General features: G+C 31.8%; 20 protein-coding genes. 12 read left to right on the forward strand and 8 right to left on the reverse strand.

Going from position 1 to position 26,012, the window contains the following annotated elements; genetic code table 11:
* The first annotated feature begins 40 nt into the window (after positions 1 to 40).
* From nadD to ACH2BP_RS05250, 3 genes are all read left to right on the forward strand, one after another.
* A complete protein-coding gene (nadD, locus tag ACH2BP_RS05240; RefSeq protein ID WP_395057710.1) occupies positions 41 to 622 on the forward strand; it encodes a nicotinate (nicotinamide) nucleotide adenylyltransferase in 582 nt (193 codons plus the stop codon).
* 73 nt (positions 623 to 695) lie between these two features.
* The gene (locus ACH2BP_RS05245; RefSeq protein WP_395057712.1) at positions 696 to 1,862 is read left to right on the forward strand and encodes an iron-containing alcohol dehydrogenase; all 1,167 of its coding nucleotides are present in this window, start codon (positions 696 to 698) and stop codon (positions 1,860 to 1,862) included.
* Positions 1,863 to 2,121: 259 nt separating this feature from the next.
* On the forward strand, positions 2,122 to 3,117 hold the full coding sequence (locus ACH2BP_RS05250; protein WP_395057714.1) for an NAD(P)H-dependent glycerol-3-phosphate dehydrogenase: 996 nt from the start codon (positions 2,122 to 2,124) through the stop codon (positions 3,115 to 3,117).
* Positions 3,118 to 3,190: 73 nt separating this feature from the next.
* On the opposite strand, the gene ACH2BP_RS05255 is transcribed toward ACH2BP_RS05250, so the two are convergent.
* Together ACH2BP_RS05255 and ACH2BP_RS05260 are read right to left on the reverse strand one after the other, a co-directional pair.
* Positions 3,191 to 4,567, reverse strand: coding sequence for a DUF5689 domain-containing protein (locus tag ACH2BP_RS05255; protein ID WP_395057716.1), 1,377 nt, complete (start codon positions 4,565 to 4,567; stop codon positions 3,191 to 3,193).
* Positions 4,568 to 4,579: 12 nt separating this feature from the next.
* Positions 4,580 to 7,345: a carboxypeptidase-like regulatory domain-containing protein gene (locus ACH2BP_RS05260; RefSeq protein ID WP_395057718.1), complete on the reverse strand. Its 2,766-nt coding sequence runs from the start codon at positions 7,343 to 7,345 to the stop codon at positions 4,580 to 4,582.
* A 330-nt stretch (positions 7,346 to 7,675) separates the two neighbouring features.
* On the opposite strand from ACH2BP_RS05260, the gene ACH2BP_RS05265 reads away from it, so the two are divergent.
* From ACH2BP_RS05265 to ACH2BP_RS05275, 3 genes are all read left to right on the forward strand, one after another.
* Positions 7,676 to 8,782: an endonuclease/exonuclease/phosphatase family protein gene (locus tag ACH2BP_RS05265; RefSeq protein WP_395057720.1), complete on the forward strand. Its 1,107-nt coding sequence runs from the start codon at positions 7,676 to 7,678 to the stop codon at positions 8,780 to 8,782.
* Between the two features lie 74 nt (positions 8,783 to 8,856).
* The gene (locus ACH2BP_RS05270; protein ID WP_395057722.1) at positions 8,857 to 9,219 is read left to right on the forward strand and encodes a hypothetical protein; all 363 of its coding nucleotides are present in this window, start codon (positions 8,857 to 8,859) and stop codon (positions 9,217 to 9,219) included.
* Positions 9,220 to 9,245: 26 nt separating this feature from the next.
* Positions 9,246 to 9,764, forward strand: coding sequence for a 3-hydroxyanthranilate 3,4-dioxygenase (locus ACH2BP_RS05275; RefSeq protein WP_395057724.1), 519 nt, complete (start codon positions 9,246 to 9,248; stop codon positions 9,762 to 9,764).
* Between the two features lie 217 nt (positions 9,765 to 9,981).
* Here the strand turns inward: ACH2BP_RS05275 and ACH2BP_RS05280 are convergent, their stop codons facing one another.
* The gene (locus tag ACH2BP_RS05280; protein ID WP_395057726.1) at positions 9,982 to 11,460 is read right to left on the reverse strand and encodes a hypothetical protein; all 1,479 of its coding nucleotides are present in this window, start codon (positions 11,458 to 11,460) and stop codon (positions 9,982 to 9,984) included.
* A gap of 55 nt (positions 11,461 to 11,515) precedes the next feature.
* Here ACH2BP_RS05280 and ACH2BP_RS05285 point away from each other — a divergent pair, with 55 nt between their 5' ends.
* Complete coding sequence (locus tag ACH2BP_RS05285) at positions 11,516 to 12,223, forward strand: DUF3575 domain-containing protein (RefSeq protein WP_395057728.1); 708 nt, start codon at positions 11,516 to 11,518, stop codon at positions 12,221 to 12,223.
* Positions 12,224 to 12,370: 147 nt separating this feature from the next.
* Here the strand turns inward: ACH2BP_RS05285 and ACH2BP_RS05290 are convergent, their stop codons facing one another.
* The 5 genes from ACH2BP_RS05290 to ACH2BP_RS05310 all read right to left on the reverse strand — a co-directional run bounded on the left by ACH2BP_RS05290 (position 12,371) and on the right by ACH2BP_RS05310 (position 23,542).
* Positions 12,371 to 13,609 (reverse strand): retroviral-like aspartic protease family protein, encoded by a 1,239-nt coding sequence (locus tag ACH2BP_RS05290; protein WP_395057730.1) that lies wholly within the window; start codon positions 13,607 to 13,609, stop codon positions 12,371 to 12,373.
* A 131-nt stretch (positions 13,610 to 13,740) separates the two neighbouring features.
* Positions 13,741 to 14,646, reverse strand: a complete 906-nt coding sequence (locus ACH2BP_RS05295) for a LytTR family transcriptional regulator DNA-binding domain-containing protein (RefSeq protein WP_395057732.1) — start codon at positions 14,644 to 14,646, stop codon at positions 13,741 to 13,743.
* Between the two features lie 71 nt (positions 14,647 to 14,717).
* The gene (pbpC, locus tag ACH2BP_RS05300) at positions 14,718 to 17,093 is read right to left on the reverse strand and encodes a penicillin-binding protein 1C (RefSeq protein WP_395057734.1); all 2,376 of its coding nucleotides are present in this window, start codon (positions 17,091 to 17,093) and stop codon (positions 14,718 to 14,720) included.
* Positions 17,094 to 17,199: 106 nt separating this feature from the next.
* The gene (locus tag ACH2BP_RS05305) at positions 17,200 to 17,793 is read right to left on the reverse strand and encodes a transposase (protein ID WP_395057736.1); all 594 of its coding nucleotides are present in this window, start codon (positions 17,791 to 17,793) and stop codon (positions 17,200 to 17,202) included.
* 88 nt (positions 17,794 to 17,881) lie between these two features.
* Complete coding sequence (locus ACH2BP_RS05310) at positions 17,882 to 23,542, reverse strand: alpha-2-macroglobulin (protein ID WP_395057738.1); 5,661 nt, start codon at positions 23,540 to 23,542, stop codon at positions 17,882 to 17,884.
* Between the two features lie 334 nt (positions 23,543 to 23,876).
* Between ACH2BP_RS05310 and ACH2BP_RS05315 the strand changes: the two genes are divergently transcribed.
* The 5 genes from ACH2BP_RS05315 to ACH2BP_RS05335 form a co-directional block, all read left to right on the forward strand.
* Positions 23,877 to 24,242 (forward strand): NADH-quinone oxidoreductase subunit A, encoded by a 366-nt coding sequence (locus ACH2BP_RS05315; RefSeq protein ID WP_394758997.1) that lies wholly within the window; start codon positions 23,877 to 23,879, stop codon positions 24,240 to 24,242.
* A gap of 156 nt (positions 24,243 to 24,398) precedes the next feature.
* Positions 24,399 to 24,944, forward strand: a complete 546-nt coding sequence (locus ACH2BP_RS05320; RefSeq protein ID WP_395057740.1) for an NADH-quinone oxidoreductase subunit B — start codon at positions 24,399 to 24,401, stop codon at positions 24,942 to 24,944.
* Between the two features lie 3 nt (positions 24,945 to 24,947).
* Entirely contained in the window at positions 24,948 to 25,469 is a 522-nt protein-coding gene (locus tag ACH2BP_RS05325) for an NADH-quinone oxidoreductase subunit C (RefSeq protein ID WP_309757419.1), read from the forward strand.
* A gap of 10 nt (positions 25,470 to 25,479) precedes the next feature.
* Complete coding sequence (locus ACH2BP_RS05330) at positions 25,480 to 25,779, forward strand: nucleotidyltransferase family protein (protein ID WP_395057742.1); 300 nt, start codon at positions 25,480 to 25,482, stop codon at positions 25,777 to 25,779.
* Positions 25,772 to 26,012, forward strand: a 241-nt coding sequence (locus ACH2BP_RS05335) for a DUF86 domain-containing protein (RefSeq protein WP_395057744.1), incomplete at its 3' end; no start/stop codon positions are given. The genes ACH2BP_RS05330 and ACH2BP_RS05335, both read left to right, overlap by 8 nt.

A 26,012-nucleotide genomic window follows, 5' to 3' on the forward strand; every position in this document is an offset into this window, starting at 1 on the left:
CATAGGATTTTAATTAACTTTACCAACATAAAATCAGAATATGAAAATCGGCTTGTACTTCGGAACCTTTAATCCAATTCATATTGGACATCTAATTATTGCCAACCACATGGCCGAACATTCTGATTTAGAACAAATCTGGATGGTTGTCACACCGCACAATCCGCTAAAAAAGAAAGACACTTTACTCGACGATTACCAGCGTTTGCATTTGGTAAATTTAGCCACCGATGATTACCCGAAACTTAAACCATCTGACATAGAGTTTAAATTACCACAACCTAATTATACCGTAAATACTTTGGCACATTTACGAGATAAATTTCCTACATATGAATTTTCATTAATCATGGGAGAAGACAATCTCAACTCGCTCCATAAATGGAAAAATTACGATATGATTTTACAAAACCACGAGATTTATGTATATCCTAGAGTTTCTTCAGATTTAGAAAATATAGAATTAAAAAACCACCCGAAAATTCATATTATAAATGCTCCAATTGTAGAAATATCATCTACTTTTATACGTGAAAATATCAAAAACAAAAAGAACATTCAACCATTATTACCAGCTAAAGTTTGGGAATATATAGATCATAGTAATTTTTATAAAAAATAATATTTTCAATTAACATAGTTTTATAATTCTTCCAGTGAAACTTTTATAACTTTAAACCTTAAATAAAAAAGCTATGTTAAACTTCGAATTATACAATCCGACCAATTATGTTTTTGGTAAAGGTCAAATAGAAAAAATATCTACTTTAGTTCCAAAAAACGCAAAAATACTTTTGGCTTATGGTGGCGGAAGCATTTTCAAAAATGGAATTCACGAACAAGTAATCAAAAATTTACAAGGTTTCGACATTATCGAATTTGGTGGTATCGAACCCAATCCACGTTTTGAAACGCTGATGACTGCGGTCGAAATTATAAGAAAAGAAAAAATTACTTTCATTCTTGCCGTTGGTGGAGGAAGCGTTATAGATGGTGTGAAATTTATTTCTGGCGCAACACATTTTGAAGGAAATCCAATTGATATTCTTAAAAATCGAGTTTTATTTACTGATCTAACTAAAGTAATTCCGTTTGGAACTGTTCTTACATTACCCGCAACAGGTTCAGAAATGAATTCTGGTGCAGTAGTAACCATCGAAGAAACTCATGAAAAACTCGTTTTGGGTGGAAGTGCTTTATTTCCAAAGTTTTCAATTTGTGATCCAACAGTGATTGCTTCATTACCCAAACGTCAGTTAGAAAATGGTGTTGTAGATGCATTTACGCATGTTATGGAACAATATTTAACCTATCCGCATGATGCCATTTTACAAGACCGAATTGCCGAAAGCATTTTGCAAACATTAGTAGAAATTGGTCCAAATGTTGTAGAAAATCCAACAGATTATAAATTGGCTTCCAATTTTATGTGGTGTGCTACGATGGCGCTAAACGGATTAATTCAAAAAGGAGTTCCTTCAGACTGGGCAACACACATGATTGGTCACGAACTTACCGCTTTATACGAAATAGACCACGCCAGAACTTTGGCAGTTATCGCACCAAGTTTATATAAAGTTATGTTTGAAACCAAAAAAGACAAACTAGCACAATACGGCGAAAGGATTTTTAATGTTTCAGGAAATTCAACCGAAGAAAAAGCCGAAAAAGCTATAGAAAAAACTATCGAATTTCTTCACAAAATGGGAATGCAAACCAAACTGTCTGAATACACTGAAGACTACAAAAAATCGGCAGACTTTATTGTAAATCGTTTCGAAACACGAGGTTGGAAAGCATTAGGTGAAAAACAAAATATTACTTTACAAAAAGTAAAAGAAATTGTAGAAGGTAGTTATTAGAAAACATTAACTTCTACAATTTCAAAAGGCGTACGAGAAATAATTTCTTGAACGCCTTTTTTTTCTAAACACCAAAAACAAAACTTATTTTTATTATACTTAACTAACTTATAACTATAACGTTATAAATATTTTTAAATTGTGTAAAAAATAACAATCTAATGTTAAATTTCAAAAAGTCTTTATTCTCGTAGCATTACAGCAATAACTTTTATGTTTACACTATTTTGCTTACTTTTGAGACACTAAATTTTTTGTAATGACTACAAAACCAAAATTTGCTGTAATAGGCGGAGGAAGTTGGGCAACTGCCATCACTAAAATGTTATGCGTAAATCTAGAAGAAGTTTCTTGGTATATGCGTAATGAAGATGCAGTAAATCACATTAAAACATACAAACACAACCCGAATTATTTAACTGGTGTTGAATTTGACACAACTAAATTACGACTTACAACAAATATAAACGAAGCTGTTGCTTATGCCGATTATATCATTTTCGCGATTCCATCGGCATTTTTGGGGAGTGAACTCGAAAAAATGACTGAAAGTCTTGAAGGTAAAATTATATTTTCGGCCATAAAAGGAATTGTTCCAGAAACGAGTCTTATTGTTGGCGAACATTTTAATAAAACCTACGATATTCCTTTCGATAATATTGGTGTAATTACAGGACCATGTCACGCCGAAGAAGTAGCTTTAGAGCGTTTGTCGTATTTAACCATTGCTTGTGGCGATGCCAAAAAAGCAAAAATAGTCGCAAATTGTTTGTCTGGACATTTTATTAAAGCCAAAATTTCCGATGATATTATTGGCACAGAATATGCCGCGATGCTAAAAAATATTTACGCCATTGCAGCAGGAATTGCTCATGGTTTGGGTTATGGCGATAATTTTCAATCGGTATTGATGAGTAACGGTATTCGTGAAATGAAAAAATTCATCAGGAAAGTACACAAAATGAAACGTAACATTAATGATTCTGCATACTTAGGCGATTTGTTGGTTACAGGATATTCGGTATTTTCTAGAAACAGAATGTTTGGAAATATGATTGGGAAAGGATACACAGTAAAATCTGCTCAAATGGAAATGAGCATGGTTGCCGAAGGTTATTATGCTACAAAAAGCGCTTGGAAACTAAACCAAGATTACAAAGCCAAAACGCCTATAATTGATGCTGTTTACGATATTTTATACGAAGGAAAAAGTGCAAAAAAGGTATTTGAAAAACTAACTGATAAGTTGGACTAATAAAAAATTTAAATAATAGAGCATAAAAAAAGAGTTACATTTCTGTAACTCTTTTTTAGTTATTCTTAAACTCTTAGTTTATAACAATATCATCTAACTGAATAGTTGTTGTTTTTCCTGTCGTTCCGTCATATTCGAAAATGAAATAACCATTCCCTCCTAGTGATGCAGGAATAACGTAAGTTCCACTATCTATAAAGTTTGTTGCATAACCTGTTTTAGATCCTGTAGCAATTACAAATTTAGATGTAATATCTACAAGTGTAGCTTGGCTCATATTTCCCCCTGGAATATAATCTGTAGAATAGTAAACTTTTAAAGGGTCACCATCATTGAAACCGTCTTTTGATTTAAAGGAAAAACCATTTGCAAGAGCAAAATTTACCGGAACTACAAAATAAGCTTTAGTACAACCATTATTAAATGCAGATGCTTGTAAGTATTTAGTAGTACCAAACGAGGTTACATCCCAATATTTGTATCCTACTACTACATCATTTATATATTTAGGAAAAACCGTTCCTGTTGTAGTTGTAGCATAACTTGTAAATCCTTCGTTTAGAGTTGCGTCATAAGTGATTGCGCTTCCACCTTTTGGCAACGAGACTACTTGCATTCTAGGCCCAGTCATTTTCACATCTCTTTCGTTTCTAAGAACAAGTTGGTATCCACTACCATATTTTGCCAAAACCCCTCTAATAGTACCTCTTCCAGACGGAACAACACTTCCTGCAAAGTTAGCAAAACGACTTGTTCTAACGTCTAAAGTTGTTGTTGTTATTCCGTTTGTAATTTTTAAACTTGTATCAAAATCTTTTTTGCTATAAGTTGAACAATCTTGTTTAAACTGTACATCGCTTATTTCTACAAGCGTGTTTAGATAAACATCGCTTAATGCTTGAGAAATTGTAAGGTGTTTTACAAAAACTTCTTCGTTTCCAGATTCGCATGAAGCGATTAAGTGTCCTTTATAATTAGAAAGTCTATCTATGAAGAAATTACTTGTTGGAGGCGCACCAAAAGTTAGTCCCCTGTCAAAACTTGATGGATTTGCATAAGCAAGTCCTTTTAGTTTTACGAATACTTTTTTTCCTGGTTCAAAATATTTCGTATAAACATTTACTTCATCTATAGAAAGAATGAAACCTTTAGATCCATCCGTAGGTTGCAAATACATTTTTTTGTAGAAATTTCCGCCTTCGTCACTAGAAATTACATAAGCTTCGATAATATCATCGGCAGCATAGATTGGTGTGTTTGGAATAATGCTTGGCGGTGTTGTGGTTGGACTTATTGCAACAGCATAAATATCGCTTACTTCTTTAGTTTTCACCAAACCTGAATTAACACAATCGTCCTGTTTTGGATCTTCAAAAGTGTCGTTTACACAACTAGAAAATAAACCAAAAAGAGCAACGATAGAAAAAACATTTTTTATATTATTTTTCATAATCATTATTTTTTAGAAATTTAAATAAACATTTACCATATAAGTTCTTCCATAACCATAAAAATATTTTGGAGCAAAAACACTTGGCCCATTAGATTGATGGTCTTGATAATCTTGCTTGTATGATGCATTTCTTGACTGCTCAAAACCTCCAGTTTTATATGTAAAATCTAAAACATTGTTTACGTTTGCAAAAAGACCTAATGTTTTACCATCTATTCTCCAAGATTTCCCTCCTACTAAATTAAACAAACGGATTGGATTAAACTTCTCTTGTGTCAAATATTTATCGGCAAGATCTTGGTCGATGATTATACCCGTATTATTTGATGGGTCATAATAATTTGATGTTCTTCTTATAGTTGAAACATCTAAATAAGCATCTGCCATATAGTTTGAATTAGCGCCAATCCACCAGAATTTAGGGTCTCTATACTCCACACCTACTGAATAGCCTTGTTGTGGCGTTCCAGCTTGTTTGTAACCTGTCATTTTAGCCACACCGTAAGATGTAACTGTTCCAGTTGCATCATTAGTAAGACTAATATTAGGGTCATTTGTAAGCGTAAATTCTCCGTAAGCAGCAACCCCAGTAAGTTTTATAGTTGATGTTAGTTGGTACTCTAAACCAACTTCAACACCTCTGTTTTTCTTATTTATTCCAGTAACAATTTCCGATACAAATGCACCACTATCTCCTCCTAAACCATCAGCGTAATAGAAATTGATGTCTGTAGCGTTAGATGTTTCAGAGAAATATCCTGTAAAACGAGCTTTGAAGCTTGGCATTTTGATGATATAACTTAAATCTACTCCTTTTATATTTTCGTTTGTGATATCTTCAGTTACAGAATTATTTACACGTGCATTAGGAAATACATCTTTTGTATTTGGTGCTTTTGTCATATAAATACTGTTGAAGTCAATAAAGTGTCTTCCAGAAATTTTGTATGTCATTCCTCCTTTGAATCCAAAATTATCGAAATTTTTCTTTTCACTTTTTCCTTTAGAAGATGTCAGATAATATCCGTTTCTATAAAAACCTTCTCTTTGGTATCCTGAACGAGAAAATGTTTGAGCCAAATAGAAATCTACTTTTTTGTAAACAAATTTGAATTGTGTAAACGCATCTAATTTAGTTGCATCAATATCATAGTTATAACCGTACTTTTCGCCAACTACAACTGTTCTGTTTGGGTTGTCCGCATCAGGAACTTGTTGAATTCCGTATCCAAATGAGCTTCTCTCTGCAAAATATGTTCCTCCTAAAAGATCAAGCATATTCTTGAAATTTTTAGTTTTAGACATTTGATAAGTTGCCCCTGCATTCAATACTATATTGTCAGATAGTTGTGAAAACAAATTAGTACTTGCTGTAGCAATATTTTCGTCGTTTCTGTCTTCGTATTGTACTATTCTACTTCCGTTAGGTAGGTTATTAGGATGAGTATTTATTCTGTAAATATCTTTCCAATCTAATTGTTTGTTCGCAAGAAATTTTTCTTTTAATCCTTCTGCAGCAGCAATATTTTCAGGTCTATTTCCTATATAAACATTATTCAAAAATTCGTTTGTTTTGAAACTTGGTAGTTTTCTATAGTAAGTTGGGTCTGGATTATCAGCTTTTGTGTAATCTAAACGGCTATTCCCTATTTGTCCTATTTGATAAGATACCGTAGTATTTAAATTCGTTTTAGGATTTACTTTCCAGTAATGAGTTAACATCATTATTGGCTCTTCTGAGTTTTTAAAACGTGAATTTCTTTTTTCACCTTCTTGGTAACCCCAATAAGAATTGTATTTTATTCCAGCTAAATCAGATTGCTCATCAGTATTTGGAGAATTTTTTCCTCTTTTGTTTTGAGCATAAATTGAAGTAAAATTCAAACTATGATTTTCGTTTATTTTTTTCTCAACACTAGCAAAGAAAGAGTTTGCACTGTAATTAGTTCCTTCAAAATAACCATTTCCTGCCCAACGTCTTCCTGCTGAAATAACATAAGCCCAACCATCTGTTCTCATACCAGAAACATAGGTTCCCATCATTCTGAATGCGTAATTTGTGTTGGTATTAAGGAATGAAATTCTTGTTCCTTTTCTGTATAAAGAAGCTCTTGTATTTATTTCTTGTGTACCTGCAATTCCTCCAAAAACATAATCAGAAGGAGCAGAACCGTTTGTGAATTCTTGGTTACGAGTTGCATCGTTCAATCCTCCCCAATCACCATATTGTGGTCTTCCGTCACCAACACGATTCATAGAAAGTCCATTAATCATAATGTTAGAGTATTCATTATCAATACCTCTAACACTAAAACGAGCTTGACCAAAATTATAGGCAGCAGCTTGTAAAAAAGTATCACGAGAAGCTTGTAACAAACTTGCAGTACCTTCAGAACCACTTCCTTCATCACCTAAATCATTTTCGGTAATGGTAATTAAACTTGTTTGTTGTTCCTGAGTAATATCTTCCTCTAAAACAACAACACCTAAATCTAGCATCTGGTTCTCTAAAATTTCAATTGGAAATAACTGAATTTTGTAACCATCACTCTTGATTTGTAATAATTGACCGCCTTTTGCAAGTCCAGAAAACGTAAATTTACCATCAGCATTAGAAATCTGAGTGAAATTTGTGTTTTGAATCGAAGCAACAACATTTTGCAATGGCTTTTGCGATTTAGCATCTACAACTCTACCAGTGATTCCAGTAGTAGTTTGAGCGAAACTAAAAAAAGCTTGTAATACAAATAGTGTACTAATAACAAATTTTTTCATAAATTAAATTAAAGTTAATCCCAATTTCTGGTTGTTAAACAATTTAAATGGGGCGACAAAATTACAAGATTAAATTACATTTCGAACATTTTTTACAAAACTTATGTTAAATTTGATGTTATATTAACTTTAGCTGGCTAATTCCGGGGATTTCATTAACAATTTTTATCTGTTTATCAATAATATACAAGATTTGGCACTCCTTTTGTATTGTTATTTTATAAAATAAGCATTTCTTAACAAATCAAAATTAGGCTATATCTAATATTATTTTACATTTGTAACCCCAAAAGCTAATTTAGCTTTTGTAATAACTAACAATATTATTTTATGAAAATTAGAAATTTTTTCACTCTTTTATTTCTTTTGTCTCTTACAATAGGAGCAAATGCACAAGCCAAAAAATTTGCAATACACACAGTTGCTTTTTATAATTTCGAAAACCTTTTTGACACTATAAACAATCCTAATAATGACGAGGAATGGTTGCCAAGTGGCGCTCAGAACTGGACAGGTACAAAATACAAGCAAAAATTACATAATTTAGGTAGGGTTTTGTCTCAAATAGGAACTGGCGATAATAATAAAAATTCACCTGTCCTTATTGGCGGTTGTGAAATTGAAAACAGAGGTGTTCTTGAGGATTTAGTAAAAGATCCACAATTAGCGAATAGTGATTACGGAATTGTACATTTCGATTCTCCTGACAAACGTGGAATTGATGTAGCGCTTTTGTATCAGAAAAAACATTTTCAGCCAACGAGCTACGTTAATGTTCCTTTGTTAATATACAAAAAAGACACCAAGGCTAAAGAAGAAAAAGAAACCGAGGAAGATAAAGCTGACAAAGACAAAATAGAAGTTGCAAAAGACAAAAGGGTTTACACAAGAGACATTCTTTTAGTAACTGGATTACTTGATGGCGAAGAAGTTAATGTAATGGTAAACCACTGGCCATCTCGTTCTGGTGGAGAGAAAAAAAGCAGCCCATTTCGTGAAGCAGCAGGAAGAATGAATCGCAAAATAATGGATTCTATTTATAAAATTAATCCAAACGCTAAAATTATCTCTATGGGAGATTTAAACGACGGAAGTTACAACAAAAGTGTAAAAGAGGGTATTGGCGCAAAACTAAAAAAATCGGAAGTTGAACAATTTGACATATACAATCCATTCGAACAAATGGCAAAAGACGGAAACGCTTCATTATTTTATCGTGATGCAGGAGATATTTTCGACCAAATAATGGTGTCAGAATCATTAATAAGAACTGACTTTTCTTCTTTCAGATATTGGAAAGCGGGAGTTTACAACAAACCGTTTATGATAACAACTGTAGGGCAATATAAAGGCTATCCGCTAAGACATGGGAATAATGAGATCGGATTTAGTGATCACTTTCCTGTTTATATTTATTTGATTAAAGAAGCAAAATAAAATTATCAAATCCCGAAAATCGAATGTCTAATAAAAAAGGCATTCGCTTTTTTTTTATTTAAATTTATACCATTATGAAAAATATTCTTATTCTATTTATTTTCTTCTTTTCGTTAAACAGTTTCTCGCAAGACACCATTACAACTGCAAAAACAAAAGATTACATAAATAGTTTAGCTTGCGTTACAGGAAAAGTGGTGTCTTACAAGTTAGCTTCTGAAGGAAAAACTACAAATTATATCAATATAGATTCAGCTTATCCAGACAATGTTTTTACTATTATTGTTACAAACGAATATTTAGAAACATCAAAAATAAAAATAGAAGATTTAAAAAATAAAATTATTTTCGCTTACGGACGTATTACAACTTACAAAAACGACCCAAAACAAATTCCACAAATATTTAATCCCAGGTGGATTGAAGTAAAAAAATAGTAATTTTATACTTTAAAAATAAAATTATGGCAATTGCAAAACCCTTCAACCTCAATAAATGGATTAACGAAAATCGTCATTTATTAAAACCACCTGTTGGCAACAAAAATTTATATGTCGATTCAGGAGATTATATCGTCATGATTGTTGCTGGTCCTAACAACCGAAAAGACTACCATTATAACGAAACCGAAGAACTATTTTATCAATTAGAAGGTGATATAACGATTTATATTCAGGAAGACGGCGAAAAAAAAGCCATGCAATTATCCGCAGGAGACATGTATCTGCATCCCGCCAAAGTCCCACATTCACCAGTTCGTTCGGCAAATTCTATCGGATTGGTTATCGAAAGAAAGCGTAATGACATAGATGCCAAAGACGGATTACTTTGGTTTTGCGACAATTGCAACCATAAACTACACGAGGTTTATTTTGGTTTAAACGATATTGAAAACGATTTCCAGAAACACTTTAAACATTTTTATAAATCTGAAAGTTTAAGAACGTGTAAAGAATGTGGTACAGTAATGAAAGTTCTTTAATTTTTTTCTAAAATTAGTATATCCAGAAACCGTAGGCATTTATAATGAAAAAGCCTCGTTTATCAAACCATATGCTAACACCTAATCAAAAAACGCACGAACAAAGTAAAAACCCATAAAACTAAAAACAGCACCAAAAACATTTTTGGTGCTGTTTAATTTATCTATTTTTTTCAAATAATCTGTATCGCTTATTTAGAGGGCTAATCAGATGGTTTTATTTTATTTTTAACACACCAAGTTGATCATCAGCATTAAGCATAATTTCTCCCTTGTTTATTACTCTACTTGAACCTATTCTAGGTCTAATTTTACTTTCTTTGTAAGAGTAAATAATTTCTTTTTTCATTTCGCCACTATCTGCAACGGTAAGTAAAAATAAAGCGTTTTTAGAATCCGACGAGAACATTGAAGCGGAACTTCTTTTAGTTTCTTTGTCATTTTCAGCATTCAGATTTTTTTCTAAATCCTCATAAACGATATAAGTTTTACCATCTTTATAAGTTGAAATAACAGATGGATTACTTGCGTTTTTTTGATATTTAGGCATTTTTGATACTGAAACCACTTCCGATTTGTTATTAATGTGTATTGTAGCAATATCACAATAGTAATAAATGTAATAAGTACCGTTTTTTGTGCGTACCTCAACGATTTTGAATTGTTCTGCTATTAAAACATAACCGCCATCTTTTTTGAAGAAAATATCTCTAACTTTATAAGGTACGTAATCTTCCGATTTTTTAGGTTTTTCAGGATATAATCCATTTAATTCAATCTTTTTTGAAGATTGCATTGTTAGCGTGTTACAATCAATAATTACCGAAAATAATTCGTCAGAAATTAATGTTTTTTTGTTACTACTTAAAAAACCCTTTCCTAAAGTTTTAAGAAAACCTGTGCAAATTAGTGTGTTATTTTCTCCTGCAATTAGATCTATAGACTCTATATCTTTGGTTTGATAATCGAAATCGAAATCTTTTCCTGAACCATCTTTTCCAAAAACGATCAATTTGTAATAAAACTTAGTATGATCTTTTTCTTTTTCGTCTTTTTCTTTGGTCACTTTAGCTAATACATACACATTTCCATTGTTATCTACTCTTATCTCTTCTGTAGAGAAATTTTTAGATTTTATATTTAACTGTGCTGATTTGTCTAATAATACTTCGGTAAATGATGGATTGTAAACTTTAAAGTTAAGTGTGTTTGGTTCTCTTTTCTTACCTTTTACTTCATGATAAACTACAATTTTTGTAGAATCTGGAGAAATACTTCGAGCCCCAAAACTCATTGCTTCCTCATCAGCTTCGTCAAGAACAAAAACTTTGTCGCTAGTTTTTAAGCCCAAATCAGTTGTCGAACTGTATAAAAAATTTTTATCCTCTTTTCTCTTGTTTTCACTCATAAAGTGAACGATTTTATCTTTAATAAAATACGCTCCTAAATAGCTGTATTTTTTTTCATCAAGGTTAAAATTAACAATTTGTTCGTTTTTTAAGGTCAATTTACTGTCATATGCTCTACAAACTAGACGGTCATCTTTATCGGTATGACGCGTGTAATAATTTCCGTCCTTACCTCCTAATATAGAGACAAAGCCTTTTGTTTTAATTTTCTCAGCCCACGTTAGTGTAACTTCCTGAGAATAAGCACTAATAGTACAAATAAGGAATAATAATTTTAAATAGTTCATATTTTATATTTTTTTTTGCAATATTAATTTAATTTTGCGAAAAAAATCTTATAAAATGAAAAACAAATTATTTTTAATTACATCTTTATTATTTACAATGATGTGTAGTTCGCAAGTTAAAGTTTATACCCCAAGTTCTTCTGGAAAAGCCAAAGAAGATAATTCTTATAAATGGGTTGTTAAAACCGATTTATTTGGATATGTTTCTGGGGAATTTCCCATTGCATTTGAGTACAGATTAGCTCAAAAATTTAGTGTGGAAGCTTCTGCGGGAGTTACGTATGCTTTTTTTCCAAATGAATCTATTTTTGGAAACAATGATTCAAATAATGACTCATCATATGATACAAAAGCAGCATTAGGCAGTGCGTTTAGAGGAACTTTTAAATATTATCCTTCATCTGATTATGATGCTATTGAAGGTTGGTTTTTTGGAATTCAAGCTTTTACCAAGACAACTAATCGAGAATATACTACAAATAATTACACTACTACAACTCCCTCTACATTTGAAGGAAAAAAAGATTCTAAAAACAAAACTGGTTTGTCATTAATTATTGGAAAACAATTGTTTCAAGATTCTAATATTGCTTTCGAATCATTTATAGGAATTGGTTTGGCTAACGTAAACCGTGAATATTACACAAACACTTCTACTTACGATTCAACTACTTCTACTTATATTAGTTCAATAGATTTAGTAAAAACAAATGAAACAATTCCTAATTTTCAATTAGGTTTTAAAATTGGATTTGGAAACTAACTTTGTAAATTATAAATAATAAAAGGCTCAATTGTGAGCCTTTTATTATTTATAATCATCTCCTCACAATCTCAATTTTCTTTCTAATTTCATAACCGTTCTCATCGATTACGGTGATATAATGAAAACCTTCGGTTGGCGTTATAGCTATTTAACAAAAGGTTTTGGAAGTAATTGTTTTTTAGTTAAAATAACATTTCTTCTTACAGATTTATCATTTATCTCTATTTCAATAGTTTCTTTATCGAATATCGTTCTTTTTTTATTAGTCCAAAAATCACAAAGCTCTTGCTGGTTAAACTTTGAGACGTCAATTTTGTTAATAGCTGTAATTTTAGTTCCAATTTCAATTTGATTTTGTAATTTATGATCTTCCCATGAATTATATACCTGAATAGAATTATCGCTAAAATTAGGAGCTATGAGGATTTCAAATACATTTAATCTATCTGATTCTATTTCAGTTATTGGATCTAAATATGTTTTTTCTTTATCCCAATCGATGGTTACTACATAATTTTTTAAAAACTCATTTCCTATCAAATTAGTGCTGTTTTCTGAGAAGCGCACTATTTGATTATTGAATTCATTTGCTCCAAATTTTAATTTTTGGATATTTGTATAATATGATTTTCCTGTTGATTTTCCAAAGGCCACAATACTTGTTAATCCGTTTTGAATAGTGTAATCTAAATTATTGTTTGTATTAATTTTATCAAGAAGTGATTTATTTGCGCTTATTTTTCCGCTATAACCAGTGTCGAAAGTAAATTTTTCTTGGATTCCATTTATGTTTAAATCTAGTTTAAAATTGCCGTAATTTCCAGAATTCATGTCAAAAATTATTGTTTTTTTACTTGAAGGAAAGTTTTCTATATTGTCAGTAAATCGTATGGTTTTTTTAGTGTAATCTATTTGCCATTTGGCTTTTCTCATTAAGTTAGCTCCTATTATCCCATCAAATGGTGTGCAGCCAAACATTTCTTTAAAATGAGATAAATTCATTGTTGTAGCGCCAGTGTTCAGAAAATCAATATTACCGAGCTTTATGTTTTTTATTTCAATGTATTCGCTATAACTTTTATTTCCGTTTGCATCAGTGATATTGTGTCCAATTTTTTTAGATTTATAATTCATATCAGTAATTAAACCTTCGTTCAATACCGTTAAATAAGCTCCTGTATCGAAAATAAACTTGTGTTTTTTGTTGTTAATTTCTACATCAATAAAAATTTGCTCATTATAATATTCGAATGGAATTTCTTCTATAAAATTTGTTTTGTCTACTTTTCCTTGTGTGACAGTTCTTAATTTTTTTAAAGGACCACAACTTAAAATGAATGATGTAGCTAAAATTAGTAAAGTTAATTTCTTAAAAATTTTCATTATAAAATATTTTGAGGGTTATTTTTAGCAAAAATATCTCTCAACAATGTTTTAAAAAAAACTTTGTGGTCAGTTGGTTTTTTCAGGTATGAAAAGTATTTTTTTGGGGTGAAATATAAATTTGGGACGAATTATTTAGCGATAATCACACTCCCTAATGAGTTTAGCACTTCTTCTACGAACATTGCCGAGATTGGAACTTTGTTTTCAATAGTATCAAAATGCAAATAATAATTGCCAGAATTTTTAGAAACTTTAACCACTAAATTAAGATTGCATAAGTAAGAGCGATGTGTTTTGGTTAAAAAAACATTCGCTTTATCTGTTTCGATGGTTTTAATTTTACTTCTAATTAATTTTCGTTCGTATTTATTTTCATCATTAAGAAAATGAACGTCTACATAATTATCGGCTCCATTTACGTATAAAATTTGGTTTGCCTTAAGTGTTAATTTTTCGGATTTATTGTCGCTTTGAAAATTATAAAATTGTTCTAAATTTTTAGTATCTAAAGAGACATTTTCTTTGTTATGTTTTGCGATAGACTTGTTAATTGCTCCAATATCGTAAATTTTATTCTTTAGTGAAGAAATATAATCCAGCAGTAAAACTATTAATGTTAGAGGAAAAACTAAAGAAACAAATTTTAAAACAAAAGACAAAAAACCGTTAATTGATAATTGATTATTGTAAATAAAACTATGGTATATATACGAGAAAAGATAACCAAAAAACAAAGTTGTTGTTAGCCAAAACAAGTATTTTTTTACACTTAAATTATCGTGTAGAACCTTAAAAAGATATTTTGGAAAATAATAAAATGACCCTATAAATGTAATATATAAAATGATTCCGAAACCTAAATAAGCTGGCAAAATATATTGTAATGGAATGGTTTCATTATTAACAATTAAAAATAAATACACTACAAAAAATGCCGATGAAATAAAACTTTTGATGAAATTTGCCTTAAATGTTTTTTCTAAAAAAAAATATTTTTTTGACAATAAATCTTTTATATCGCTAATGTAATTCATTTTAAATTCACTTGTTTTATGCAATAGTACAAAATATAATTCTTTAATTTTTAGCTGTTATTTTTTTTTAATTACTCCCTCACAATCTCAATTTTTTTTCTAATTTCATAACCGCTTTCATCGATTACGGTGATATAATGAAAACCTTCGGTTGGTGTTATTGGCATTTCGTGAAACGTTTTGGTCGAACCTTTATACATGTTATCTACATACCAGAAAACTTCGGTTTCCCGATTAGAATGTGCTATTTTTAGGATTACAGGTTGTACTTCGCTATTAAAATTTTTAGTCAAATATATTTTACTATTGGTTTTTGGGTAAATAAAATCCATCGAAGCAGTGAGTATTCCTGTACAATCACTTCTAAAAGGAGGCAAAGGCAAATAATCCACGTGTTGGCTTTTGTAATACCATTCCATTACAGGAGGCAATACAAACCATTTTTGGGTCACAACATTCTCCACATTCTCGCAGCTGCTGTTTACTCTGTATTTTTCGGTTTTATCTAAATGTACCGTTTTGTGATACGGACAAATAGATGTTGTTTTCCCTTTTAGCGGGATATATTGTTTTATTTTCGGACAACCTTCTTGTGCTAGATGACCACTGATTTTGCAAACTTCTACTTCTGTCAAATCCAATAAAGGCGTTTCGAACCATTTTTGTCTGGGTAACAAATTAAATACATCAAACAAAATTGGAGCAGCACTGGTAACTCCAGTCAATGTTGGTCTTCCTTCGCCCGAAGCATTCCCTACCCAAACACCAACTACATATCTAGCATTTGTACCAATGGCCCAAGCATCCCGATTACCAAAACTTGTTCCTGTTTTCCATGCAATTTTTAGTGAACTGTCATAAAATTTCCAAGCTTCATTACCTTCTGGACGGTTTACTTCTTCCATCGCATTGTAAGTCTGCCAAATGGCTCCTGCGCCCAAAATGGTTTTCTGTTTACTATTCGAACCAAAATCGGGTGTGAAATTATGATCGTAATTTAATTCTACAAATTCTTTGGTTCTATAATTACCGTTGTTCTTATTAAAATATTCTACTGTCGATGATAATCCTGCATACGTTCTGCACAAATCCCACAAATTACTTTCGGCACCACCCAAAATGAGTGATAATCCGTAATGATCTGGCGATTTCGAAATGTCTCTGAGTTTGAATCGTTTCAATTCTTCATAAAATTTATTGACACCAAAATCTTGTAACATCAAAACCGAAGGAATATTCAAAGAACGAGACAACGCTCGATGTGCTGGAACGGCGCCATCGAATGTTAAATTGAAATTTTGTGGTGTGTAACCTGAAATCTGAGTCGGAATATCGGCAACTAAGGTGTTGGGTAACAATTCGCCTTCATCGAGCATCGCAGCATACAATAAAGGTTTTAAAATACTTCCAGTACTTCGAGGTGCATCAATAATATCAACATCTTTCTGATGATTCAAATCGGTTGGAGAATTTCCAACATAGCTAATTATATTTCTAGTTTTAATATCAATAACGATAATAGCCAAATTGTTGACCTCATTTTGTTTGTACTGATTATAATAATATTTCGCTATTTGATTGACACGATTTTGTAATGCAATGTCAACAGTAGTTTTCAATCGAGTTCCTTCTTGGTTTTTAGCTACCCGTTGCAAAAGATGCGGCGCAATTTGAGGTAAATCGTATGGTTTTTGTGGCAAAGGTTCATCGATAGCCAATTCATAAGTTTGTGTATCAATAATACCTTCTGTTTTTAATTTTAATAAAAGATTGTTTCGTTTTTTAAGCAGTTTTTGTTGGTTTTTTCCAGGGTAAATTAAACTTGGCGCATTGGGTAAAACCGCCAAAGTAGCACTTTCTGCCCATGATAATTGATGCGATTGTACACCAAAATAACGCCAAGAAGCCATTTCTAACCCTACTACATTACCACCAAAAGGAGCATGAGCAGCATATAATTCTAGGATTTTATCTTTAGAATGGCGCAATTCTAAACGAGTGGCAAGTATGATTTCGATTACTTTTTCGAAATAGGTTCTGTTTTTTCCTTTTCGAGACAGACGAATGACTTGTTGTGTTAAAGTGCTTCCACCGCGAACTACTTTACCTGCTTTTTGGTTTTGCTTAATAGCATTAACCATCGCTACAGGATTAAATCCGGTATGTTTATAGAAATATTCATCTTCAAAATAAACTATGCATTTCTTAAATTTATAAGGAACACTGTCTTGAGTAGGAAATCGCCACTGACCATCGCGAGCAATTTTAGCACCTAATAACTCCCCTTCTTTACTTTCAATTACAGTGGAATAAGGTTCTTGAAATAAAGTGCTGGGTAATGAGAAATAATAAACTATCAAAAGTAGAAATACGATTGATGATTTTATTTTATTTCGTTTTATTGTATTGATGAGGCGTTGTAAGAACGCTTTGAGTTTTGTTTTCAAGATTTATTTTATTATCCTAATAGGTCTTTTTCAGACCTGTTAGGTATTTTTTATAAAATTAATTTAATAGATGATATCGAAAAGAACTGTTAGGATATGCAAAAACTTAATCAAAATCAGATTCATTGATTTCAATCAAAATACCTTCGTATTTAACTTTGTTTTCATCATGATAAAATATAAAATTTTCTAAACCTCCAAATAATTCTAGAATATAATCTTTAGCAACATTAGTTTCCTTATTAGATAAGTAAGCGCGATAAGAGGAATGAAAATAAGTTTCAAATTGGTCAGAAAATCGATGCTTTACGGGATTTAAATGAATATAAACGACTAATTGTCTTAAATAATTCTCATCTAAAACTCTGTTCCTTTTTAGGTGTTCTTGAAACAAACTTCCAGTTCTGTTATAAGCTTTGTTTATACTTTTTGCATAGGTGTTGAATAAATTTGAAAAAGGTAAATGAATTTTGGTTTTGTATTTTTCGGGAAAATTCTCTTGATTTTTAATCTTAACTAATATATGAAAATGGTTTTTAAGTAAGCAATAAGAATAGACATCTGCAATAGGTACGATATATTTTACAAGTAATTTCAAGAAATAAAAATAATTTTCTTCTTCAATGAAGAGGTTTTCTTTATTGTTTCCTCTGTTATAAATGTGGTAATAATTTCCTGCTTCGAAAATATCTTGTTTCATTTAAATATCTTGTTTCATTTTTAGAAAATCACACCTTTTTTATAATACCTAACAGGTTGAAAAAACCTGTTAGGATATTTTTAAACTATTATTTTACAACTTCAACCCAAAAACCCTTAGTTCTGGCTAGGAATGTGTTGTCATACATCGCTTCACATTGCAATCCAGGCAAATAATAAGTGCCTAAATAAGAAGCGTTAAGTAAAACTCTAAACGTTTTTGTTTCGCTAGGTCCTAATGGAAAATAGAAATTGGTTCTATCATCTCGAATGTCAATATGGTCAGCAATATTGTTTGTCGCGTCACCAAAATCAGTAAAACGTGTGTTTACAATTTCGAAACCTGAAGGCAAAATTTGAGATAATGCCACGTTATTCACTCGTTCATTTTTTAAGTTTTTAATCGTAACTTCTGCAATAAACTCGGTGCCTTGATTTATTTTCGAAACATTGATAATACTTCCTTTTCTGTTTTTGAAAACTACTTTGGCACTCAAATTATTTTGATCAACCTGCTCTTGACCCACAGGCAAAATGCCAGAATTTAAAACACGAACATATAATGTATTGTTTTTGTTGTTTTTAATTGTGATTCCGTTTGCTCCATTTTTAATAGTCAAACTTCTTTCTGCCAATGTTTTATTGGTATTAATTCCTAAAGTTTTTCCGCCATCATTAAACTGAATATTAATGCCTTTTCCACCATTGAATTGCGCAAATTTAGACATCGAATACAAGCAATAAGCAGTAGTTTGGGTACTCATCCATTGGTCGGCAGACATTTGTTTGGCCAGTTTGTTTGCCATGATAAATGCTTTTTGTTTCTGACCCAATAAGATTAAAGTTTCTAATGCCATCGCACGATTACGATCATTAGAACCATAATAGTAATAGCTGTAATTGTTGTTATAATCTTCATCTATTTTAGATTTTAACAACAATGCCATTCCTGCTTGTTTTTGTCCAGCTAGAACATAAGCGGCAGCCAGTCGCAGTTTACTCTCGTTAGAAATTCCTGAAGTTTCACGCAATCTATTCATCGATGATAAGTCAGGGGAACCTGCTAATGCTAAGGTGTACAAACGATATGCTTGCGCAAAATCATTGCCATATTTAGCCTCAAAACGCCATTTTTTAGCTTCTTTTTGTTGATAAGCAATCCATTTTTGTTTGAAATTTATAGGTAAAACATACCCTTTTTTCTCGGCTTCAAGCAAGAAATGACCCGCATAGGAACTTCCCCAATCATCGGCAGAAGTATCTCCTTGCCAATACGACATTCCACCATTTGCCAATTGAAAACCACCTAATCTTGTAATTCCTGCTGTTACATTTTTCTGAATTAATGCTTTGCGATTTGCATCAATATCAGCAATGTCATTCAAATACAATTGAGGGAAAACAGACGAAGTGGTTTGCTCGACACAACCATGAGGATACTGAATTAGATATTGCAATCTTCCATTGAAATTAATCGACGGCATAGACGAAACCTCCAATCTTGCTTTATTGCTACCAGCGACACCAAATGTTTTCCAAGAAATAGATTTAGAACTGTTTGGTTCTAAAATAATATCTGTAAAAGTATTGGTTACAGGATTTGGATTGGTCATATCGATCTCGACATCATAGGTAGATCTTTCTTTTCCAGAAGTAGCAATGACTTGTACTTTTGCAATTCCCGTAGTAGCACCAACTTCAAGATTGAAATACGTCATTTTTTCATCAGGACTAGTAAAAGTTACATTTTGAATGGCTTTGCCAATGATTTTTAAACCCGAACTTGTTTTTATTTGTACCGAAACATTTTTCACGTGATTTTCCATAGCAAAAATCGTTACTGGAATCGTCACTTTTTCTGATGGCGAAATTTTTCGTGGCAACGAAGCCAACGCCATTAAAGGACTACGAACTGGGGTTGCTTTTTCGACAGCACCATAAGCACTTGTTTTGGCATCGCCAGCGACTACCATTGTTCTGACTGAACCGATGTATTTTGGTAATTTTATTTGGTGTGTTTTGGTATCGCCCGCTTCAAGTTTAAATGGACCCAAATAAATAACAACAGGTTTAAAACGGTTTGCTTTTTTAGCTTTGCCGCCACCTAAATCTTGATCACCACCAATACTAAATATTTGGTTTACTTTTCCGCCATAAGCACCAATTACATCATCGTAAATATCCCAAGTTTTTACACCCAAAGCTTCACGAACATAGAAACTGTCCCAAGCATTTGGTGTTTTGAATCGGGTTAAATCCAGCAAGCCTTCATCGACAACGGCAATGGTATAAGTCATTGCTTTTCCTGATTTTTCACTCACTTTTACGTTAAATGTTTGCTCTGGTTTCAAAACATCAGGCATAACAATTTTAGGTTCTAAAATCGTGTTTTTGTCAATCACTTCGACAGGAATAATGCCGTACATTCTTATTGGCGAATCGTTTTTAGTCGAGGCATGTGGTTGCAATAATGTAATATTAAAATACACATTTGGCGCCATTGCAGCGGTTATAGGAACTTCGACTTTAGTTTCTCCTTTTTTGGTTTTTGCCCAAAGTGTTTGTACTACTTTTGCTCCGTTTTCTATTGATATTAATGCACGGCCGCCTTCACTTGAAAGGAAAGATATTTGTGCTTTTTCGCCTACTGCATAATTCTTTTTATCGGTAGAAAAAACCAACATAGTAGCCGTTGAAGCATCGGTATTTCTTGTTTTTCCTGACCAGTAAGGATAGTCTATATTGACAGTTTGTGCTGTGGCATGACCATCAGTTGGATCCGTAACTCGAATCATATAACGTCCCCATTCTTCATCAGTTAATGCAAATTTAAAATTACCTTTTCCGCTAGCATCAGTATTTACTCTGAGTGTCTTGTATGAAGTAGTTGCGTTTGATGAATTGTAATTGGACACGTCATCGTTTGATGAATCCCACCACCAACGCCATTCTACTTTAAACACTTTTACTTCTAGGTTTTTTACCGATTTGGGGCGACCATTTTCATCGACAGCAACCACGTCAAAACGATTGTTAACTCTCGTTTCTAGCATTTGGTATTTTGTTAGTTCAGGCAATTTTAATCCTACATACGTTTTGTAAGGAGAATAGGTTGTTGCCATCACATCTGTACTAAAATCCCCACTTTCCTCATACACTTTGGTCATAAAAGCAGCTCGCAACATTCCTGGTGCTTGACCTTGTAGTTTAGGATCGATAGTAACGGAAGCTTTTCCGTTTGCATCTACTTTTCCTGAAAAAATAGTAGTTTCTTCGGTGCTAAATTGACGAACTTCATCATCAAAATCATAGTTGGAATATCCTTTGAAACTAGTAACATCTTGCGAAAATTTGGCTTGCATTTCTACCTTTAAATCTTTTGCAACAGCGCCATGAAGCCAGTTGACTTGCAAATTACTTGTGTTTGGATAAGACGAAGAAAGTACTGCGTTTTTGAAAATATTTTTAATTTTCAAACGATTGAGTTTGATGGTTTCAATTTTGATGTTTTTATAAAATTTAGCACCACCCACACTAACCATTGCTTCCCAGCTTCCTGTTGTCGCATCGGCATCGGTAGGAACTATAAAACTATAATGATTGAGTTCGTTCGATTTTTGAATCGTTTGATAGGTTATTTTTCCGTTAGGATCAGACAATCTGAATTTTATTGGATGTGCATTTGGAATTTTATTGGTGGCATCATTAAAAATAAAAGATAAATACAAATTATCGCCAGGACGCCAAACACCACGTTCTCCATATATAAAACCTTTCAAGCCTTTTTGTAAAGCTTCTCCAGCTACATCGAAATTACTAACAGAAAGCGAATTTCCGTCATCTAATTTCACATAAGTAGATTGGTCTCCTTGAGTAACAATAGCAAAATAAGCAAATTTATCCAATTCAAATTTTGCAATTCCTTCGCTATTTGTGGCTTCGGTGGCTAGTTTTTGCTGCTGAAAATTGTATAATTCAACTCTTGCATTCGAAACTGGTTCAGTAGTTACAATATTATTGACAGCAAATAAATAGGATTTGTTTTCGCCACGTTTGGCGATAACTCCTAAATCTGAAGCTAAAATATTGGTTCCTATAGTTGTATTATAAAAGTACGATGTCGAACAAGCATCTTCGCTTTCTCTCCAATCATAATCCTCGTAATAATAGTCATCGTAGCTGTTTTCGCTATAATTCACATCGTTTTCTTCAGTTTCTTCCTCTTCAGTAGCTTCTTCTTCGTCAGTTGATCCGTCACATTTATAAAGAGAGTATTTCTTTTTGAATGAAAATTCGACACGGTATATAGCACCAGGTTCTGGTGTGATAATTTTTGATAAATCGAGCGCAAAAGTGTTCCATTCGCTAAAATTGACCAACTTATTTTCTTTTAAATTGATGGTGCTTTTAGCAATAGGTTGTGCAACTTTTTTTAGATTTTGTGCGCCATTTAGATCATTATATTGCAAAAACTGAAGAATATTGTTTTTATATATTTTATATACTTTAACATCGACAGCGCTTAAGTTTACGGCTTCAAAATTGAGTTTTAAATTGTTAGAACTTGGCAGAATAGTTCCGTTTTTAGTGAACTTTACATTTGGTTTTATTTGGTCGAACGAAACGGTTGTCGAGAAATTTTGTTTCATTTTATACCCATTCTCACTTTCAATTCCTTGAAAAACTTCCACCAAAACATTCCCAGATAGTACTTGATCTGGAGTTGTAGTTTCTTCGATTGGTTCTACATATTCGACAGCTTCGTCAATTGCAACAGCGACCGAATCGACAGCAACAGCTGCAGTATCGATAACTTCAACAATTGCTTCTGTAACGACTGGTTTTACTGGTGTTTTTTCAATTTCATTATTAAAAAACACTTTCAATAAATTACCTTGTGTGCTAAATTTTAAATTTTTTGTATTTTGAATAGATACCAATCCTTTAAAATCTTGTCCTTTTTGTAAAGCATCGGAAAAATTGATTAACAAGGTTTGATTGTCGCCTTCTGGAATAGAAACATTAACTACTTTGAAATTATCTTTTCCAATAATAGTATAGTCAATTTTACCTTTTTGATCTATGTCAAAATCATTTCCGTCGTATAAAATCTCGAGATTACTATCATTATCTGAACGTTGAATACTATCAATAATAAATTTGAATTCAGTAGAGGTACTTGTCGATTTTATGAATTTAACAACAATATTTTTTCCGCTTTGTTCAGCAGTTACTAATTTTTGAGCTGTTTCAAAATCGATGTTATCAGCTGTTTTTAGTGTACAGTTTAGGTATTGATAATCTTTGCTATACGATTGAATATCTTGTGTTGTGACAAGAAAATCTTGTTTTAGCGTTTTTACAGTAAAATTGAAATCCGCTAATTCTTTTTTGACAGTAGTTAAGATTTTGTCGACTTTCAATGTGACTTGATATTCTGTATCTGGATCTAGTTTTTTTTCCGGAATAAAAGCAATAGTATTACTAGATAATGCCACTACTTTTCCATTTACGCTTGGAGAAATATCAAATAAATCATTGTCTAAAACTTGGTCTTTAACCCAATCTTTTTTATCAAAAGCAAGCACGACTCGAATATCGGATTGCGCCGAGACAATACCTCCAGTAAAGTTTGAAATTATACCCTTAAATAATGAAAAATCTGAATTAAAATCGGCGGCTGATTTTCTGCCACAAGCTTGAAAAATAAGAACTGCAATAAACAAATAAACAAAATTTTTCGTTTTCATTTGGATTAAAAAATTAAGAGTAAATAGATGGTTAAAATTTCATTAAAACCGTATCAAAATTAGCGCCATTTTTGTTAATTTTTTAGACTATATTGTGTTTATTTTAAATATTTCCATAAATAAATCTAATTGTTTGGGTTTTGAGTTTTTTATTGATTTTAATTCACTGTTTTTCATCAAAATCGAAGAAAAATTTAACATTTGCAGTTGTGTAATTTAGAAACATTAAAAATAACTAGATAATATGATTTTTTTTAGTTGAAATTGCCATTTTTGGTTGCGATTTAATTCCAGCAATGTATCTTTGTAAATGATAAAAACTAATTTGTAAACAATGCAATCAAATCAATTAGATTATTTACCAATATTTATGCAAATGGGACTTGCTGTAGGATTTGTGGTATTAACTATAATTGGATCAAGTTTTTTAGGTCCAAAAAGATCATCTGTAAATAAAGATAAAAATTTTGAAAGTGGTATCGAATCTATTGGAAACGCTCGTATTCCTTTCTCTGTAAAATATTTTTTGGTTGCTATTTTATTTGTTCTTTTTGATGTTGAGGTAATATTTTTATATCCTTGGGCAATCAATTTTCAAGAATTAGGAATGGAAGGCATGGTTAAAATGGTGATTTTTATGTCATTATTATTGGTTGGTTTTTTCTATATTATAAAAAAGAAGGCCCTTGAGTGGGATTAGAAATTTTAGATTTCAGAGTGTAGATTTTAGATTTTAGATTTCAGTATAATCTAAATTTAAGCCTCGAGATTTCTAAAAAAGATTTTATTAAAATTTGATTTTATTTTAAAGGTTTTTCAAAAATCTAAAATCTAAAATCTAAAATCTAAAATAAAAATGAGTTCAAATATAAATATTGTAGAAGCTCCGGAAGGAGTAACTGGTGAAGGTTTTTTTGCAACAAAATTAAATGATGTTGTAGGATTAGCTCGTGCCAATTCTATGTGGCCATTGCCTTTTGCAACTTCTTGTTGCGGAATTGAATTTATGGCAACAATGGCTTCGCATTACGATTTGGCACGATTTGGTTCAGAACGTGTAAGTTTTTCACCTCGTCAAGCGGATATGTTGATGGTAATGGGTACGATTTCAAAGAAAATGGCGCCTATATTACGTCAGGTTTACGAACAAATGTCAGAGCCTCGTTGGGTAATTGCTGTTGGAGCTTGTGCTTCTTCAGGTGGAATTTTTGATACGTATTCGGTTTTACAAGGAATTGATAAAGTAATTCCCGTAGATGTTTACGTTCCTGGATGTCCGCCAAGACCAGAACAAATTGTTGACGGAGTTATGAAATTGCAAGAGTTGGTGCGAACAGAATCAGTAAGAAGAAGAAGTTCTCCAGAATACCAACAACTATTAGCTTCTTATAATATCAAATAAATAATGGCGCTAGAAACGATACAAATTCAAGATAAATTAGTAGAAACATTTGATTCTTCTGTTTTTGAATTCAAGCAAGAAAGAGATATATTTTCATTTGAAGTCGCTGCGGATAAAATAACTGCAGTGATTCTTTTTTTGAAAAATGATTCGACATTACGTTTTCATTTTCTAACAGATTTGTGTGGGATTCATTATCCAGACAATGATGAAGATCATCAATTTGCGGTTGTGTATCATTTGCACAATTGGTACGAGAATAAAAGAATTAGAATCAAAGCGTACATTAACGGTGAAAATCCAGAAATAAAATCGATATCAAATATTTTCTTGAGTTCCAATTGGATGGAAAGAGAAGCCTACGATTTTTATGGGATAAATTTCATTGGTCATCCACAATTGAAACGTATTTTAAATATGGATGAAATGATTTCTTTTCCTATGCGAAAAGAATTCCCAATGGAAGATAGCGGAAGAACAGACAAAGACGATCGTTTCTTTGGAAGAACCACCGACAATTATTAAAATTTAGTTTATGAAATTAATAGACGACAATAAAGAAAAATTGAATGACCTTTGCGTGTTACATCACGTGAAACAATTGTATTTCTTTGGTTCTATTCTTACCAAAAATTTCAAAACCGACAGTGATATTGACATGCTTGTCCAATTTGACACTATGGATTTGGCTATTTATTTTGATAATTATATGGATTTTAAGGAGAAAGCGGAATTGCTTTTTAATAGACCAATTGATTTGGTGGAAAATCAGGCAATTAAAAATCCAATATTTAGAAAAGTTGTTGATCGAGAAAAACAATTAATATATGGATGAGAAAATATTGAAGTCTTTATACGATATAAAATTATCAATTGAAGAAATAGATCTTTTCTTGTCAAACGAAGAGAAATCTTTTTTTAATTATTCTAAAAATCAATTATTAAAAAGAGGTATTGAACGCAATTTAGAAATTATCGGAGAGGCAATGAATAGGATTTTAAAACAGGATCCCAATTTTTCAATTGTTAATGCAAGAAGAATTATTGGTTTACGAAACCAAATTATTC

Origin of the sequence: Flavobacterium sp., assembly GCF_043756175.1 — a bacterium.
Lineage (GTDB): Bacteria > Bacteroidota > Bacteroidia > Flavobacteriales > Flavobacteriaceae > Flavobacterium.